12 protein-coding genes, 1 pseudogene and 1 riboswitch are annotated in these 15589 nt (G+C 68.2%); of the genes and pseudogenes, 7 read left to right on the top strand and 6 right to left on the bottom strand.

Annotated features, from left to right (window positions below; all coding sequences use genetic code 11):
- Positions 1-471: 471 nt before the first annotated feature.
- On the bottom strand, positions 472-1068 hold the full coding sequence (locus ABZ260_RS30085; RefSeq protein ID WP_355624586.1) for a C40 family peptidase: 597 nt from the start codon (positions 1066-1068) through the stop codon (positions 472-474).
- Positions 1056-1286, bottom strand: a riboswitch (cyclic di-AMP (ydaO/yuaA leader). It overlaps the preceding gene by 13 nt.
- 141 nt (positions 1287-1427) lie before the next feature.
- On the opposite strand from ABZ260_RS30085, the gene ABZ260_RS30080 reads away from it, so the two are divergent.
- Together ABZ260_RS30080 and ABZ260_RS30075 are read left to right on the top strand one after the other, a co-directional pair.
- A complete protein-coding gene (locus tag ABZ260_RS30080; protein ID WP_355624584.1) occupies positions 1428-2474 on the top strand; it encodes a 3-isopropylmalate dehydrogenase in 1047 nt (348 codons plus the stop codon).
- A gap of 171 nt (positions 2475-2645) precedes the next feature.
- Positions 2646-3740, top strand: a complete 1095-nt coding sequence (locus ABZ260_RS30075; protein ID WP_355624582.1) for a branched-chain amino acid aminotransferase — start codon at positions 2646-2648, stop codon at positions 3738-3740.
- A gap of 319 nt (positions 3741-4059) precedes the next feature.
- Here the strand turns inward: ABZ260_RS30075 and ABZ260_RS30070 are convergent, their stop codons facing one another.
- Both ABZ260_RS30070 and ABZ260_RS30065 read right to left on the bottom strand, forming a co-directional pair.
- Complete coding sequence (locus tag ABZ260_RS30070; protein WP_355568153.1) at positions 4060-4653, bottom strand: Uma2 family endonuclease; 594 nt, start codon at positions 4651-4653, stop codon at positions 4060-4062.
- Between the two features lie 102 nt (positions 4654-4755).
- Positions 4756-5409, bottom strand: a complete 654-nt coding sequence (locus ABZ260_RS30065; RefSeq protein WP_355568150.1) for an O-methyltransferase — start codon at positions 5407-5409, stop codon at positions 4756-4758.
- A gap of 277 nt (positions 5410-5686) precedes the next feature.
- On the opposite strand from ABZ260_RS30065, the gene cimA reads away from it, so the two are divergent.
- Positions 5687-7261 (top strand): citramalate synthase, encoded by a 1575-nt coding sequence (gene cimA, locus ABZ260_RS30060; protein WP_350914750.1) that lies wholly within the window; start codon positions 5687-5689, stop codon positions 7259-7261.
- 156 nt (positions 7262-7417) lie between these two features.
- Here the strand turns inward: cimA and ABZ260_RS30055 are convergent, their stop codons facing one another.
- Complete coding sequence (locus tag ABZ260_RS30055; RefSeq protein ID WP_355624580.1) at positions 7418-8947, bottom strand: heparinase II/III family protein; 1530 nt, start codon at positions 8945-8947, stop codon at positions 7418-7420.
- A 364-nt stretch (positions 8948-9311) separates the two neighbouring features.
- On the opposite strand from ABZ260_RS30055, the pseudogene ABZ260_RS30050 reads away from it, so the two are divergent.
- A pseudogene (locus tag ABZ260_RS30050) lies at positions 9312-9491 on the top strand (cyanamide hydratase); the annotation flags it as partial.
- Here the strand turns inward: ABZ260_RS30050 and ABZ260_RS30045 are convergent.
- Positions 9437-10315: a neutral zinc metallopeptidase gene (locus tag ABZ260_RS30045; RefSeq protein WP_355624588.1), complete on the bottom strand. Its 879-nt coding sequence runs from the start codon at positions 10313-10315 to the stop codon at positions 9437-9439. The pseudogene ABZ260_RS30050 and the gene ABZ260_RS30045 sit on opposite strands and share 55 nt — an antisense overlap.
- Before the next feature lie 320 nt (positions 10316-10635).
- On the opposite strand from ABZ260_RS30045, the gene ABZ260_RS30040 reads away from it, so the two are divergent.
- Complete coding sequence (locus tag ABZ260_RS30040; RefSeq protein ID WP_355624578.1) at positions 10636-11448, top strand: DUF1684 domain-containing protein; 813 nt, start codon at positions 10636-10638, stop codon at positions 11446-11448.
- Positions 11449-11520: 72 nt separating this feature from the next.
- On the opposite strand, the gene ABZ260_RS30035 is transcribed toward ABZ260_RS30040, so the two are convergent.
- Entirely contained in the window at positions 11521-12471 is a 951-nt protein-coding gene (locus ABZ260_RS30035; protein WP_355624576.1) for a LysR family transcriptional regulator, read from the bottom strand.
- Positions 12472-12581: 110 nt separating this feature from the next.
- Between ABZ260_RS30035 and ABZ260_RS30030 the strand changes: the two genes are divergently transcribed.
- Together ABZ260_RS30030 and ABZ260_RS30025 are read left to right on the top strand one after the other, a co-directional pair.
- Complete coding sequence (locus ABZ260_RS30030) at positions 12582-13838, top strand: alpha/beta fold hydrolase (protein ID WP_355624574.1); 1257 nt, start codon at positions 12582-12584, stop codon at positions 13836-13838.
- A 316-nt stretch (positions 13839-14154) separates the two neighbouring features.
- A complete protein-coding gene (locus ABZ260_RS30025; protein ID WP_355624572.1) occupies positions 14155-15465 on the top strand; it encodes a M64 family metallopeptidase in 1311 nt (436 codons plus the stop codon).
- Positions 15466-15589 lie beyond the last annotated feature (124 nt).

Raw genomic sequence — 15589 nt, 5'->3', positions numbered from 1 at the left:
GCTGGAGGAGGAGTCGAGCTCCAAGCTGCTCGAGCGCTCCTTCCGCCGCCGCGGCATCAAGCAGGAGCTGGGCGTCTTCTTCGAGGGCGTCAAGCGAGACGGTGTTCCGGCCGCCAGGTAGCCTGGGATGAAATGCGCCAGGTCCCAGCCTGCCGCGACGGGGCCTGACAGGGGTGGGCCGGCAACTCTCCGGCGGCACGCCCCAGATCACCGGTCCGTGATCCGGACCCGTGACATCAGGCCTGGTCGGAGCCCTGATCGGAGTCTCGACCACTGCCCCTGCTCGCATGCGACCGAGACGAGATTCGCCATGTACGACATGTATCCCTGGAACCACGCCGAAGAGATCAAGGACGAGGCCGCCGAGGCGCTCCAGACCGCCCTGGACCGCCGAGACAACGGTGGTTCCCCCATCCGCTGAACCTGTTCCCAGTGCCGGCGGGGTTCCCGCGGCTGATCAGCCGGTGTGTCTCATCCGCCGGTCGCGATCTCGATCTGCTCGGTCGACTTGACCCCCTGCGGATCGGGGCGCACCGCGCCGACGAAGGAGGACCGGCGCCAGGCGCTGAGCTTCTCCTCCTTGACCACGTCGCCGCTTCGCGGGGCGTGGACCATGTAACCGGGTCTGGTGATCATGCCGACATGGCCGAGGCCGCTGAAGAAGGCCAGGTCACCGGCCTTGAGGTCCTTCCAGGCGATCTTCTTGGAGAAGGCGGCGTACTGGTCGGTGGTGACGCGGGGCAGCTTGATCCCGGCGGCGCCGTAGGCGCGGAGCATCAGGCCTGAGCAGTCGAAGCCGCCGTTGCCGGTGCCACCCCAGACGTAGGGCGTGCCGCGCTTGGACATGGCCCACTTCACGGCCTTCTGCCAGGCGGGCCTGGGGGTCGCGCTTTTCAGTGCCGCCTTCAGCCTGACGGTGCCGAGCACGGGAGCTTCGGGGGAGGGGAGAGGGGAGGCGGCCAGGGCCGCAGTCGGCGCCATGGCCGAGGCCGCGAACACCGCGGCACCTGAGACGAGAATGGACAGGACGCGGGAGTACATCTTGCCGGACAGGATGATTCCTTCCATAAGGCCGGCCGGGTGAGCTGTCGGGCTCGGGCGTGGAGGCCGCCCTACGGCGCGAGAGCGCGCCGATTCGCCCCAAGGAATCCCGTGATGGCGGCCGGGAGCGCGCTCCGGGGGAGGAGCGGGTTCCCGGGGGCCCGGTGGATCCCGGAAAAAGTGGTTCCCCGGCTCCGTACGGGCCGGTAAGGGGATGGTCCGTACGGATTAGGCATCGATGTGAATGGGGAGGACGATAACGAAACCTCGCGAAACGGTCAATAGGGAGCAAAAAAGGACAAAGTGATCACGCGGGCGGACGCGCGGACACGTCCGAAGAGTGAGACCGGTGTTCGATCACCGAGACGGACAGGTAAGGTGCCTGCATGGATTCGCGTAACATTCGCCTGGCGGTCATCCCCGGGGACGGGATCGGAGCCGAGGTCGTCACCGAGGGCCTGAAGGTTCTCGAAGCGGTCGGCACCAAGGTGGAGACCACCACGTACGACCTCGGAGCCAAGCGCTACCACGAGACCGGCGAGACCCTGCCCGACCCGCTGCTCGACGAGCTACGCGGATACGACGCGATCCTGCTCGGCGCGGTCGGCGACCCCAGCGTGCCCCCGGGCATCCTGGAGCGCGACCTGCTGCTCAAGCTCCGCTTCCAGCTCGACCACTATGTGAACCTCCGCCCGGTCAAGCTCTTCCCCGGCGTTGAGACGCCGCTGGGCAAGGCCCGCCCCGAGGACATCGACATGATCGTCGTCCGGGAGGGCACCGAGGGCCCCTACGCCGGTGCCGGAGGCGCCATGCGCCGCGGCACGCCGTACGAGATCGCCACCCAGGAGTCGCTGAACACCGCCTACGGTGTCGAGCGCGTGGTGCGCTACGCCTTCGAGAAGGCGGTGGCCCGCCCCCGCAAGAAGCTGACGCTGGTCCACAAGACCAACGTGCTCACCTACGCCGGTGACCTCTGGGCCCGCACGTTCGACCGGGTCAGCGTGGAGTACCCCGAGGTCCAGACCGACTACTGCCACGTCGACGCGGCCTCGATGTTCTTCGTCAGCCAGCCGGAGCGTTTCGATGTGATCGTCACCGACAACCTCTTCGGTGACATCCTCACCGACATCGGCGCGGCGATCGCCGGTGGCATCGGCCTGGCGGCCAGCGGCAACGTCAACCCCGACCGCACCGCGCCGAGCATGTTCGAGCCGGTCCACGGCAGTGCCCCCGACATCGCGGGCCAGGGCAAGGCCGACCCGACCGCCACCATCCTGTCGGTCGCCATGCTCCTGGACCACCTGGGACTGGCCGACGAGGCGGCCCGGGTCGAGCAGGCCGTCGCCGACGACCTGCTCGAGCGGCTGGCCGGCTGGGCCGGCCGGACCACCCAGGAGATCGGTGACGACATCACCGCGCGAGTAGCCGGCTGAGGAAGCCGCCCCCTCGACCCCGATGCGCCTGGCGGCTCCTACGAGCCGCCGGGCGTTTTTTGTTTCCCACGCACTGCCGGTTTTCGGCATGGATGCAGTAGTTTCCCGTTACCCGGTCCAACGCAGAATGGACCCGAGGGTAAGCCAGACATCAAGATAAGGATCCGCGTCATGACCACCGCTCAGAAGCTCAGCTTCGACGTGCAGCTCTCCGACCACGCTCGCACCGCGGCCGAGCGCGAGCAGGTAATGGCGGCTCCGGGGTTCGGCCAGGTCTTCACCGATCACATGATCTCGATCGACTACACCGAGGGCGAGGGCTGGCACGACGCCCGGCTCATGCCGTACGGCCCGCTCAGCCTCGACCCCGCGACCGCGGTCTTCCACTACGCGCAGGAGCTCTTCGAGGGCATGAAGGCGTACCGCCAGCAGAACGGTGCGATCGTGACGTTCCGCCCCGAGGCCAACGCCGCCCGCTTCAACACCTCCGCGCTGCGGATGGCCATGCCCGAACTGCCCGAGGAGACGTTCGTCGAGTCGCTGGAACTGCTCGTCCAGACCGACCGCGAGTGGGTGCCGACCACCCCCGGACACAGCCTCTACCTGCGCCCTTTCATGATTGCCACGCAGCCTGCGCTCGGGGTCAACTATCCCTCCAGGACCTACAAGTACATGGTGATCGCCTCTCCGGCGGCGGCCTACTTCGGTGGTGGGCAGGCGGTCAGCGTCTGGCTCTCCACCGAGTACACCCGCGCGGCCCCCGGCGGCACCGGCTTCGCCAAGTGCGGCGGCAACTACGCGGCGGCCTTCGTGGCCCAGCGCCAGGCCGTCGAGCAGGGCTGTGACCAGGTGGTCTGGCTGGACGCGAGCGAGCACCGCTACGTCGAGGAGATGGGCGGGATGAACCTGTTCTTCGTCTACGGCGACCGCCTGCTGACCCCGGCGCTCACCGGCACGCTGCTGCCGGGCATCACCCGCGACTCGATCCTCGCCCTGGCCTCGGACCTCGGCCTGCGGGCGGAGGAGGGGCGGCTGTCGATCGAGGAGTGGCAGCGGGGCTGCGAGTCGGGCGAGCTCACCGAGGTCTTCGCCTGCGGCACCGCCGCGGTGGTCACCCCGGTCGGCTCGGTCAAGGGCGCCGACCGCGCCTGGACGATCGGCGACGGCACCCAGGGGCCGGTCACCGGGCGGATCCGCGAGGAACTCGTGGGCATCCAGTACGGTTCCCGCCCGGACCCGCACAACTGGGTCCACAAGATCTGCTAGTCCCGTTTTCCGCATGTGCTGCATCGTTGCAGGTCAGCAGCTATATCTGATCTCAGTGCCGCAGGTAACCACCCCGGGTCAACCGGGGTCACGTGCGGAACGCAGGGCCAGTCCCGCGTGCGACCTCGATGGGTTTTTGCTCTTGTGTGGCACCTGACCTGTGACGGGATCCCCAGGTGTGAAGTGGGAACGATGCGGTGACAGGTGCTGCGTAAGGGGGCGAGGAGATCCGGCCAACACGTTCATGGCCGGTCACCGTGGGGTCCCCAGCCGGAGGAGGCCCGGTCTCCAACTGGCCAGGCCTCCTCCGCGGGCAGGGCTATCCTTCGGGCAGTTCGTCGGTGTCGATCGTGAGGTTCCACGGCTCGGGAAGTTTCAGGGAGCCGCCGAACTTGACGATGTTTTCCTGCTGGTACCCCTTGGGGCTGGGGCTGCTGAGAAGCCGGATCTGCTCGTCGAAAGCATCGATGACGAGATAGAGCGGGACACCTGCCAACGCGCAGTTTTGGGGCTTGACGACGTGATCGTCGTTGACGCTGCTTGGGGAGACCACCTCCACCACGAGCAGCGTGACGTCACCGTAGACCTCGTTCTTGTCCCACATCCTTGGATTACGTGGCACGACGGTGAGGTCGGGGCGGTAACGTTCGGCTTGAGGGCCGAGATGGATCTTGATGTCGTTCCAGATCTTCCAGCCATGCTCGGTCACCGTGCCGAGAAGGTGGGTGAGAACCCAGAAGACGATGTTGTTGTGGCTGTCGGTAGGCAACTCCCTCACCACGATCCGGCCGTTGATGAGCTCGACGCGCCGGTCAGGCCATTGCTCGCACATCTCTGGGAGTCGCCTGACAAGTTCATCGCGGAGATCTTCTTGTGGTGCTCTCTCGGTTGGTCGATCCAAAACCTTGGCCATGCGGTCATCCTTCCCTCCGCGCGGGTGGGCGCAACGTGTTTGCCATGTCGCTTAAAGTAATCGGAAAGATTCCCGTCCGCCCGGGATTCGGAAAAGTTCTCGTCAGTGCTTTCGAATCATGGTGAGGCCGTCGGCGATGGGGAGCATGATCGAGGTGACCCGTCCGTCGGCGCTGACCATGTCGTTGAACTCGCGGATGTGCCTGACCGTCTCGTCGTCCCTGCCGGGATCGGCGACGTGGCCGCTCCACAGCGTGTTGTCGACGAGGATCACCCCGCCGGGGACCAGCCGCGACATCAGGATCTCGTAGTAGACGGGATAGTTGACCTTGTCGGCGTCGATGAACGCCAGATCCACCCCGGGGTGCTCGGGGAGCTCGCGCAGCCGCTCGGCCGCCGGGCCGATCCTCAGTTCGATGCGGTCGGAGACCTGCGTCTTCTCCCAGTATCTCCGGGCGACCGCCGTCCACTCCTCGCTCACGTCGAAGCAGGTGAGCCGGCCGCCGGGGGCGAGCCCGCGGGCGAGGCAGATGGAGGAGTAGCCGGTGAAGGTGCCCACCTCCACCGCGTTCCCGGCGCCGCCGATCTGGGCGATCATGGTGAGGAAGCGCCCCTGGTCGGGGGAGATCTGCATTCCCGCGCTGTCGCCGGTCAGCTCGCGGGTCTCGACGGCGAGCGCGTCGAGGACGTCGTCGGGCAGGGTGGTGTGCGCGAGCAGATACTGCCCCACGGCGGGGTCGAGGTAGGTCGCCTTCATGGGCCTCATTCTGGTCGGTACGAGGTGGTCGCGGGGGGTGAACCCGAGCCGTGTCGGCGGATCGCGGGTCTCAAATCCTAAGATCGATGTGTCAGATGCTGTCAGCGTGTGGCAGACTCCAAAGCATCATGTTCTACGGTCTGCTCATTATCGGCAGGCGCGCTGGCTGAAAAGGGACACCGCCAGCGCGCAGACCTCTCACGTCCGTGAGGGGTTTTTTTGTTTCTCGAAGCCGAATGAGCGCGCGGCGAATCATCGAACCGCGAAGGAGAACGACATGGCCGACGACCGCTTCCACGTGTACGACACGACCCTCCGTGACGGAGCCCAGCAGGAGGGGCTCAATCTCACGGTGGCCGACAAGCTGGCCATCGCGCGTCACCTGGACGGCCTGGGCGTCGGTTTCATCGAGGGTGGCTGGCCGGGGGCCAATCCCAAGGACACAGAGTTCTTCAGGAGAGCTCAAACAGAGCTCGACCTGAAGCACGCGCAGCTCGCCGCGTTCGGCGCGACCCGCCGGGCAGGTGTGAAGGCAGCCGACGACCCGTTGGTGGCCGCGCTGCGCGAATCCGGCGCGCCGGTCGTGACCCTTGTCGCCAAGAGTCACGACCGGCACGTGGAGCTGGCCCTCCGCACGACCCTGGAGGAGAACCTCGCGATGATCCGCGACACGGTCTCCCACCTGCACGCGGAGGGACAGCGGGTCTTCCTCGACGCCGAGCACTTCTTCGACGGCTACAAGTCCAACCCGGCGTACGCGCTGGAGGTGCTGCGCACCGCCGCCGAGGCGGGAGCCTCGGTCATCGCGCTCTGCGACACCAACGGGGGCATGCTCCCCGACGAGCTGGCCGAGGTCGTGCAGGCCGCCGTCGGCACGTCCGCCAGGATCGGCATCCACTGCCACGACGACACCGGCTGCGCGGTCGCCAACTCCCTGGCCGCGGTGAAGGCGGGCGCGACCCACGTGCAGGGCTGCGCCAACGGCTACGGGGAGCGCTCGGGCAACGCCAACCTGTTCACGGTCGTGGCCAACCTGCAGCTCAAGCGGGGATTCGACCTGGTGCCGAGGGAGGCGCTGGCCGACATGACCAGGATCGCCCACGCGATCACCGAGGTCACCAACGTCACCCCCAACTCCCACGCCCCCTACGTCGGGGTCTCCGCCTTCGCGCACAAGGCCGGGCTGCACGCCAGCGCGATCAAGGTCGATCCCAACCTCTACCAGCACATCGACCCCGCCGAGGTCGGCAACGACATGCGCATGCTCGTCTCCGACATGGCCGGACGCGCCTCGGTCGAGCTCAAGGGCCGCGAGCTGGGCTACGAGCTGGCCCCCGACACCTCGCGGGAGCTGGTGATGCGGGTCAAGGAGATGGAGTCGAAGGGCTACACCTTCGAGGCGGCCGACGCCTCCTTCGAGCTGCTGCTCCGCGACACCGTCGCGGGCGAGCGCAGGCGTCACTTCCAGGTCGAGTCCTGGCGAGTGATCGTCGAGCAGAACCGCGGCGGCGAGGTCGTCAGCGAGGCCACCGTGAAGCTGCACGCCAAGGGCGAGCGGATCGTCGCCACCGGCGAGGGCAACGGTCCGGTCAACGCCCTCGACCGGGCCGTACGGCAGGGACTTGAGCGGCTCTACCCCGAGCTGGCGGGGGTCGAGCTGATCGACTTCAAGGTGCGCATCCTGGAGGGCACGCACGGCACCGACGCCGTCACACGCGTGCTGATCACCTCCAGCGACGCGGCCGGGGAGTGGTCCACCGTCGGTGTCGACGAGAACATCATCGAGGCGTCCTGGCAGGCGCTGGAGCAGGCCGTCACCTACGGCCTGCTGCGCGCCGGCCACACCGACTGAGGCGGCCCCCGAAGGGCGCGCACGGGAAACCCCTCCGGAGGGCGTGGCCGGGCGGCTCAGGTTCGGGGTCGCCCAGCCGGGCCGCCCTCCTGACCCGGCGGGTGTGAGCGGCCCCGAGCGCCCCCGGCCGGGCCGGCTCAGCCGGGGGCGAGGCCGTCAGGAGAGGTCGGCGCCGCCGACGCGGAAGCTCACCGGGCCCTCGGAGGTCTCCACGCTGACCTTGCCGCCCGCGCAGGAGAGCGACGGCTTGCCGGTGCCGGGCACCAGCACGGTCAGCACGGAGTCGCCCGAGGCGGGGGCGACGACCGCGGGCGCGGGATGCCTCTGCAGGTAGGCGGAGGAGACCCAGCCCTGGTAGGGGTTCTTCTGGCCGCGGATCACCTTGAGTCCGCCGACCGGCTTGCAGGAGGGCATCGAGACCTGCACGAGCGTCGCCTTCCAGCCCGCCTTGTCCTTCACCACGACCTGGCCGCCGCTGTTCGAGACGGTGGACAGGTCGCGGGAGAAGTGCCAGATGTTGCGGACCGAGGAGCCCTTGGGGACCGTGTCCAGCACGGCCATCAGGTCATTGCCGTGGTTGACGAGCACCGAGCGGGTCCTGGGCACGCCGTAGGCCCTGTCGGTCAGCCGGTAGCTCTGCCGCTCGGACCCGATCGAGGATCTACTCAGGGTGGTGGCGGTCTTGCCGCGGAACCTGGCCCCGGACACGATCGAGGTGTTGTGCGCCTCGGCCGACATCGTCCAGTGCCGGTAGCCGCTGTTCTCGTACGAGTCGAAGCCGACGTCGACCAGGACGTCGCGGCCCTGGGCGTAGTAGGTCACGCCCAGGTGGTCCTCGTGGCCGTGGTACTTCATGCCGGGCCCGAAGCGGATGGAGTAGAACGCCGACTCGGGCTTGTCCCAGGCGGTGCGCCCGTAGACGTAGCCGTTGCCGAACACCCGCACCGTCTTCTTCGGGTGGGAGTAGCCGACGGGCCGCACGTCCGCGCCGCCGTCGCCGATCGGGACCATGAACCCGTCGGGCTGGGTGGAGTGGGAGATGAAGTCCTCCAGCGACTCCCAGCGGCGTGCGATGTCGGCGGGCACCTTCCGCCCGCACGACTTGATGTTGTCCATCGCGACCTTCAGCCGCTCGTAGACGTAGATCGCGTAGCGGGGGGCCTGCTCGCGCAGCGCGCCCTGGGAGTCGACGTCGAGCTTCACGGTCTCGGTGAGCCGCCTGATCGCGAGGCTGGACCACTGATCCCGGCCATAGCGGCAGCCGATGCCGAGCAGCGCGATGTCCTGGTCGATGCCGTGGTTGTGACCCTTCTCGTACAGCTTCGGGTCCGACAGCATCTTGGCGTGCTCGGCCAGGCTGCGGGAGAGCCACGACTCGCTGACGTGCTTGCTGAGGCAGACCAGCGCGGGGGCGCGCAGCGCGATCGGGTGCTCCTGCCAGGCGTACGGGCTGGCCCCCGCGCCGCCGCGGGGGTTGTCGGCCACCCAGTCCTTGGCGATCTCGACGGCCCGCGCCAGGTACGCCTCGTTGCCGTTCGTCTCGTAGTCGGCGACGAGGCGGCCCATCCAGCGCAGCGAGTGGAAGACCATGCTCCAGGAGCGGTTCCGGTAGGGGTCGGTGCGCCAGTCGACGTTCTTGCCGATCTTCACCGGGGCCAGGTCGAGGAAGGCGACCTCGCCGTTCATGATGTCCGCCGCCGTCGGCGTGGCCGGTAGCCAGTCACCCTGGCACTCAGCGGTGCGTTTTACCTCCCGTGCTTCCGCGATGCCGGCTGTGGCGCCACAGGTCGTCAAGAGGACAAGAGAGAGAGCGAGTGCTTGTGTGCGGCGGCGCACGCCAGTTCCTTCCGGGCCGAACGAGGGGAGTGGATCATGCTGTCCGAATCCCACCAAACCGGTCAAGTCGGGATGGGTGCTTCCGGGACATCGTTAGCAACTAGATGCGGGTTTCCCAGGTTTCCCAGGTTTCCCGGCGCGAGCGGCCTGATCCTGCCGGTCGACGTCCCGGCGGCCACTCGCGGGCGTAACCGAGTTTCGGCAGGCTGGGCATATGAGACTCGCCGACATCGTGATCCCCGACACACCGGCCGCCCGCGGCGCGCTGGAGGTGGCGACCGCCTACTGCTCGCCCGCCCTGCTCAACCACTCCGTGCGCGCCTACCTGTGGGCGGCGGCCTACGGTGCGATGAACGACATCGCCTTCGACGCCGAGCTGCTGTACGTCGCGTCGATGATGCACGACATCGGCCTGGTCAAGGAGTTCGACAGCCACACCGTGCCGTTCGAGGAGGCGGGGGGCCATGTCGCATGGGTCTTCGCCGCCGGGGCCGGATGGCCCGTCGAGCGCCGCGTGCGCGCGTCGGAGTCGAAACCGCGTCGCTCCCAGTAGACCCGGTTTTTGGCCTTGCCGTGCCCCTTGACGTCGGCATCCCAGGAGTGCCGGCCGATGAGGTAGTCGTAACCGTGCTCCTTGGTGTGCCCCAGGGAGTCCCAGACGCTTCCCAGGAAGGCGCCGGCGAAGCAGATGTTCTGCAGCGAGACCTTGGTGCTCAGGGCGAGGGCATCGGTCTTGGAAAGCCTCTTGAGGGCTCTGGCCTCCTGGGTGAGGATGCCGGTCAGCTGCTGGACGTGGTAGCCGTACCCGATGGCGAGGCTTTCGAGCATGTCCGGTGAGTCGAGCTCGTTGCTCAGCCCGCTCTCCGAGACCGTCATGTAAATGGTCTTGTTGCGTTTGCAGTACAGGCTGAACACGCTGTTCGTGTCACGGACGCCGCAGGCGGTCTTGACTCTGGAGGTGTACGAGAGCACGATTCTCGGCTTGCCGAATGTGATGCCGGCCTTTTTCAGCTGTGCCCCCCACGCCCTGTCGAAACACGCGGAGACGGTTTTCACGTAAATCCGGACGGTCTCGAAATCGCCGCCTCGCAGCAGCGGCTCCTCACAGGCCTGAGTCGCCAGCTTGCCGGTCTTGTAGACCGGGTTCTGGGTGAGGGCGGCGGTGCCGGTCGGAATGGGGCCGGTCGAGCCGGCGCTCGCCGTTCCGGTGAGCGACATGCTCGTGAGCGCGACGACCGTCAATGCGGCGAAAAGGGTACGCATGCCAGCGAACCTTACAAGGGCTCATGTTCAGCCGCGATCAGTTACCTCACCGGGCAGGTGGCCTGTCACGTGGTTTCGGGGGTGTTCACGCCGTGTGGTGATCACCGGCTTCGAAGGGGCGGTTCGGTGGTGTGAGGGCCGGAAACCAGGATGCGCCATGGTCCAGCTCGAAAGGAGAGGACCACGATCGGTCGGCTGCCGGATCGCCGCTGGACAAAAACCTATCTAAGCGGTAGGGATAGTACGAAAACTTACCCGACATTCGAGGAGCAGCCATGGCAGTCAAAGTGATCGACGCGGCCGCGTACGTCCAGGAATGGCAGGACTGGCACCATCGGCACGAGGTGGTGCTGGCCGATCCCCACGGGTTCCTCGCCGTCACGAACCTGCACTGGCTGACCTCTGAACCGCAGCGCCTGCCGGATGCTCCGGGGGAATGGTCGACCGGCGGCGAGGGCGTCGTGGTGACCCTCGGAGACGCGGAGGAACTGCTGGTGGACGGCACACCGGTGCGTGGCCGGTACGTGTTCGGCCTCATCCCCGAACGCGGCGCGATCAATGCCACCTGGGGTGACGCGGTGATCGAGGTGGCCAGGCGGGGCGGGCATGACATCGTCAGGCCGAGACACCCGGACCACCCGCTGCGTGTCGCGTTCGCCGGCACGCCGACCTTCCCGCCGGACCCGCGATGGCTGGTCGCCGGCCGCTACGTGCCGTTCGACGAGCCCCGGCCGACGGACGTCGGGGCGGCGGTGGAGGGGCTGCGGCACGTCTACGACGCGCCGGGGCGGGTCGAGTTCGAGCTCGACGGGCAGACACTGAGCCTGACGGTGTTCAACGGCCACGCGCCGGGCAGCCTGATCGCCCTGTTCACCGACGCGACCTCCGGCGTGACCACCTACGCCGCCAACCGCGTCCTGCAACTGGGGGTGCCCGACGCCGGCAACCAGGTGACCGTGGACTTCAACCGGGCCACGAACCTGCCGTGCGCCTACACCGACTTCGCCACCTGCCCGCTGCCGCCGGCGGAGAACCGACTGCCGGTCGCGATCGAGGCAGGCGAGAAGATCCCCTACGAGCGCGGCTGACGTCGGATGAGCACGCCCGTGATCCCGCTCATCCGTTCCCCGGGGGGAGAGCATCAGCCGGTTCAACCGGGATCACGGCCGGAGGTCCGCCGGGTGGCGGGCGCGCCAGGAGGTGTAGTGCGGCTGACTTTCGAGGGATTCGCGGTGGGCCTCGGTGGCGAGGCGCGTCAGCTCCTCGGCCCGGTGGGCGAGGGCGCCGTCGCGGCGCCAGGCCGCCAGGTGCCTGATCCACAACGGTGATCCGGCGAGCGGGCGGACCACGAGCCCAGGTCCTGCGGGGAAGCTGGCCTGGCAGGGCGAGATCGCATGCTTCTCGGCGATGAGATTACGGATCATCATCGGCTCGATCATGATGTACGGCATCTTCGGGACGAAGCCCTCGTTCTGGCAGGCGGTCACGAAACACTCCGGCCAGCCGACGCCGTCCGGCGGCGAGAGCACCCAGTCGTCGCCCGCCAGCTCCGCCAGCGGCACCTCCTCCAGCACCGCGAGGGGATGGGCCTCGGCCATCGCCACGAAGACGGGTTCCACGGCGATGGGACGCACGCCCACCGAGGGTGGGATGACCAGCTCGTGGCCGGGGTAGTCGATGAGGGTCGCGGCGTCCAGCCGCCGGGAGGTCAGCAGATCCAGCAGCAGGCGGGGCGAGTGCTCGGTGTGCACGGTGATCGAGGCCCCCGGGACCTCGAACAGCCGCCGCAGCAGGCCGCTGAACAGGGGGTTGGCATAGCCGCCGATGCGGGCGACGCTCGTCTGGCCGCTGGGCGGCAGGGTGCCCGTCATCAGCTCGTCCACGGTGTGCAGCGCGGACCTGGCCCGGGTGAGCACGAACTGGCCGAACGGGGTCGGTGTCACACCCAACCGGCTGCGCCGGAAGACCTGGCCGCCGAGCGTGGACTCGATCCGGTGCAGCTGGGCGGTCAGGGCGGGCTGGGAGACGCCCAGGGAGGCGGCCGCCTTGCTGAGACTCCCCGCGCCGGCGATGGTGCATAACGCTCGAAGGTGCCGTAGCTCCAGCTGCATGGGCCAAATATAGTGCGGCATAACGCTGGATTTATATGTCTCTGGGATAAGACGCGGTTCCCTCGTTCGGCGCACAGTTGACGGTGATCCCTACTTCCGAAGGAACCCCTATGCCAGTGACCTACCGCCGTTCCGGCCTCGTCTTCACCGATCACACGATCACCGTCCCGCTGGACCACTCCAGCCCGGACGGGGCGACGATCGAGGTGTTCGCGCGGGAGGTGGTCGCGGTGGGGCGGCAGGGGGACGACCTGCCGTGGCTGCTGTACCTGGAGGGCGGCCCCGGCCACAGTGCCCCCCGCTCGCCGGTCGGGTGGCTGCACCGGGCCACCGGGGAGTACCGGGTGTTGCTGCTGGACCAGCGCGGCACCGGGCGCAGCACTCCCGCCAACCGGCAGACCCTGGCCGGCCTCGACGACCCCGCCGCCTACCTGCGCCATTTCCGGGCCGATGCCATCGTCAGGGACGCCGAACTGCTTCGCGCGCGCCTTCTCGGGGACCGGCCGTGGAGCCTGCTGGGGCAGAGTTTCGGCGGGTTCTGCGCGCTGACCTATCTGTCGCTGGCCCCCGAGGGGTTGCGCGAGGTGATGATCGCGGGTGGGCTGCCGCCGCTGGCCGACCGGCCCGAGGACGTGTACCGGGCGGCCTACCCCCGCGTCCTGGCGCACAACGAGCGGTTCTTCGCCCGCTATCCCGGTGACTTGGCGATCGCCCGTCAGGTGGCCGACCACCTGCAACGGCAGGAGGTGTTCCTGCCCGGCGGGGAGCGGCTGACCCCGCGGCGCTTCCAGACCCTCGGGATCACGTTCGGCACGGAGAGCAGGTTCGACACGCTGCACCATCTGCTGGAGGAGGCGTTCGCCGGTGAGAAGGAGCTGTCCGACGTCTTCCTGCGCCGGGTGGACGCGCTGGTCTCCTACGCCGAGCACCCGCTGTACGCGCTGCTGCACGAGGCGTCCTACTGCCAGGGCGGGGCCTCCAACTGGGCCGCGCACCGCGCGCTGGGCGAGTTCCCCGAGTTCGATGTGGAGCAGGGCGGCCCCGTCCGGTTCTTCGGCGAGATGATCTTCCCGTGGTTCTTCGACGAGGACCCGGCGCTGGTCCCGCTGCGGGCCTGCGCCGAGACGCTGGCCGCCTGCGAGTCCTGGCCGCGCCTCTACGACCCGGACCGGCTGAGCGGCAACACCGTTCCGGTGGCGGCGGTGATCTATCACGACGACCTGTACGTGGACCGCGACAGCTCCCTCCGCACCGCGAGCACGGTGCGTGACCTGACTTCCTGGATCACCAACGAGTACGCCCACGACGGGTTGCGCGCCTCGGGCGGAACCGTGCTGGACCGGCTCATCGCGATGGTCCGCCGATGAGCCTGGGGAAATGACGGGCGCTCGGCTTCCCGTGCCTTCCGGCGGCACGTACGGAACCGGCGACCCGACGTCCGGCCGGTGGCGGACGAGCGTCGATCGTCTTTCGCGGAGATGAGCCCCTTTCCATAACCCGTGGGTTATGGAAAGGGGCTCATCGTGTCCATCTCAACTGCGCATAACCCACCGGTTATGGGCAGCCTTGACCTGCGGCTCCCCGGCAGGCACGAACGGGCCGACAAGCTCGACACTCTCGCGTGATCACCCCGTTATCCGACACCGGTGACAATCTGCGGCATTCCCCAAGCAAGGAGAACCCGTGCGCAGATCGTCCGTGGTGGTCGCCACGCTCATGGTCATGGCGTGTCTGTCGACCGGTCCGGCTCACGCCGAGGATCCGGGCCAGACGCGAAAGGTCGAGGTCTTCGGCGAGCACGCCCCCCAGGGCTACACCGAGGTTCCGGTGGAGAGCGGCGACAAGGCGAGGGGCCTGGCCGTGCCGTCCGCCACGGTGACGCCGATCGAGGTCAACGGCCCCAGCGACAAACGCATCGACCTGGTCTACCTCGGCGACGGTTTCACCGAGGCCGAGCAGGACGCCTACACCGCCCAGGTGGCCAACAGCTGGAACATCCTGGTCCAGCGCGAGCCGTTCAAGAGCTACCGCAAGCTGTTCAACGTCTGGCAGGTGAACGTCGTCTCCAATGAGTCCGGCGTCGACAACGACCCGGTCAAGGGGGTGCGGAAGGACACCGCGCTGGGCGGTGAGTACTGGTGCGAGGACCTGGAGCGCCTGGTCTGCGTGGACATCCCCACCGCCCAGTCCTACGCCGGGCTGGCCCCCGCCTTCGACCAGATCGCCGTCGTGGTCAACAGCCCCACCTACGGCGGTGCCGGCTACATCGAGGAGAACCTGGTCACCTTCTCCGGCGGGCACCGGAGCGGCCCGGAGATCCTGCCGCATGAGTTCGGCCACTCCATCGGCGACCTGGCCGACGAGTACCCCTACTGGGCCTACCCGGACGACGGCAGCACCTACACCGGCGACGAGCCGCCCGACACCAACGTCTCGATTCACAATGCCGAGCAGCAGACCGCGCGGCGGGCCAAGTGGTGGTACTGGCTGGGCGCCGAGACCCCCGACGGCGGCGTGATCGACACCTTCGAGGGGGCCGCCTACTACAACCTCGGCATCTACCGGCCCAGCGACAACTCGCTGATGCGCTCCCTGCTCAAGCCGTTCAACCTGGTCGGCCGTGAGGAGATGGTCCGCACGTTCGTCGAGACGACCGGCCTGATCGACGACTCCACCCCGAGCGGCAAGGTCAGGGCGGGCAGCACCCTGACGGTCACCCCCGTGGGGCTCCCGACCGTGTCCACCCGCTGGTTCATCAACGGCCACGAGATCGCCGAGTGGGCGGGCAGCACCTCGGCGGTGGCTCTGACCAAGAAGCCCAAGGGCCACGGAAAGCCCGAGGCGCCGTGGTGCGGGCGCAAGGACCTGAAGGCCAAGAAGGGCGACTGCACCTACTCGGTGCAGGTCGGTGACTCCACCGACTTCGTGAGGAACCCCGCCTACAAGGCGGACATCCTCACCCAGTCGATCACCTGGACGGTCGGCAAGCACTGACCGGACGGTCCTGCCACGCCCCGCTCGGGTCGGCTCGGAGCGCATCGCGGTGCCGAGGACCCAGGCCGGTGTGCTGTCGGTGAGCTTGTCGGCGGCGGACAGCACCATCGCGCAGGCACCGTCG

Origin of the sequence: Streptosporangium sp. NPDC006013 (assembly GCF_040614275.1) — a bacterium.
Classification (GTDB): Bacteria; Actinomycetota; Actinomycetes; order Streptosporangiales; family Streptosporangiaceae; genus Streptosporangium.
Note: the sequence above shows the minus strand (reverse complement) of the source record. Positions and strands in the feature narration are given on the sequence as shown.

Coding starts and splice junctions, on each gene's coding strand:
- ABZ260_RS30085 (WP_355624586.1), bottom strand. CDS start 1,068: ATGGAAGGAATCATCCTGTCCGGCAAGATGTACTCCCGCGTCCTGTCC.
- ABZ260_RS30080 (WP_355624584.1), top strand. CDS start 1,428: ATGGATTCGCGTAACATTCGCCTGGCGGTCATCCCCGGGGACGGGATC.
- ABZ260_RS30075 (WP_355624582.1), top strand. CDS start 2,646: ATGACCACCGCTCAGAAGCTCAGCTTCGACGTGCAGCTCTCCGACCAC.
- ABZ260_RS30070 (WP_355568153.1), bottom strand. CDS start 4,653: ATGGCCAAGGTTTTGGATCGACCAACCGAGAGAGCACCACAAGAAGAT.
- ABZ260_RS30065 (WP_355568150.1), bottom strand. CDS start 5,409: ATGAAGGCGACCTACCTCGACCCCGCCGTGGGGCAGTATCTGCTCGCG.
- cimA (WP_350914750.1), top strand. CDS start 5,687: ATGGCCGACGACCGCTTCCACGTGTACGACACGACCCTCCGTGACGGA.
- ABZ260_RS30055 (WP_355624580.1), bottom strand. CDS start 8,947: ATGAACGGCGAGGTCGCCTTCCTCGACCTGGCCCCGGTGAAGATCGGC.
- ABZ260_RS30045 (WP_355624588.1), bottom strand. CDS start 10,315: ATGTCGCTCACCGGAACGGCGAGCGCCGGCTCGACCGGCCCCATTCCG.
- ABZ260_RS30040 (WP_355624578.1), top strand. CDS start 10,636: ATGGCAGTCAAAGTGATCGACGCGGCCGCGTACGTCCAGGAATGGCAG.
- ABZ260_RS30035 (WP_355624576.1), bottom strand. CDS start 12,471: ATGCAGCTGGAGCTACGGCACCTTCGAGCGTTATGCACCATCGCCGGC.
- ABZ260_RS30030 (WP_355624574.1), top strand. CDS start 12,582: ATGCCAGTGACCTACCGCCGTTCCGGCCTCGTCTTCACCGATCACACG.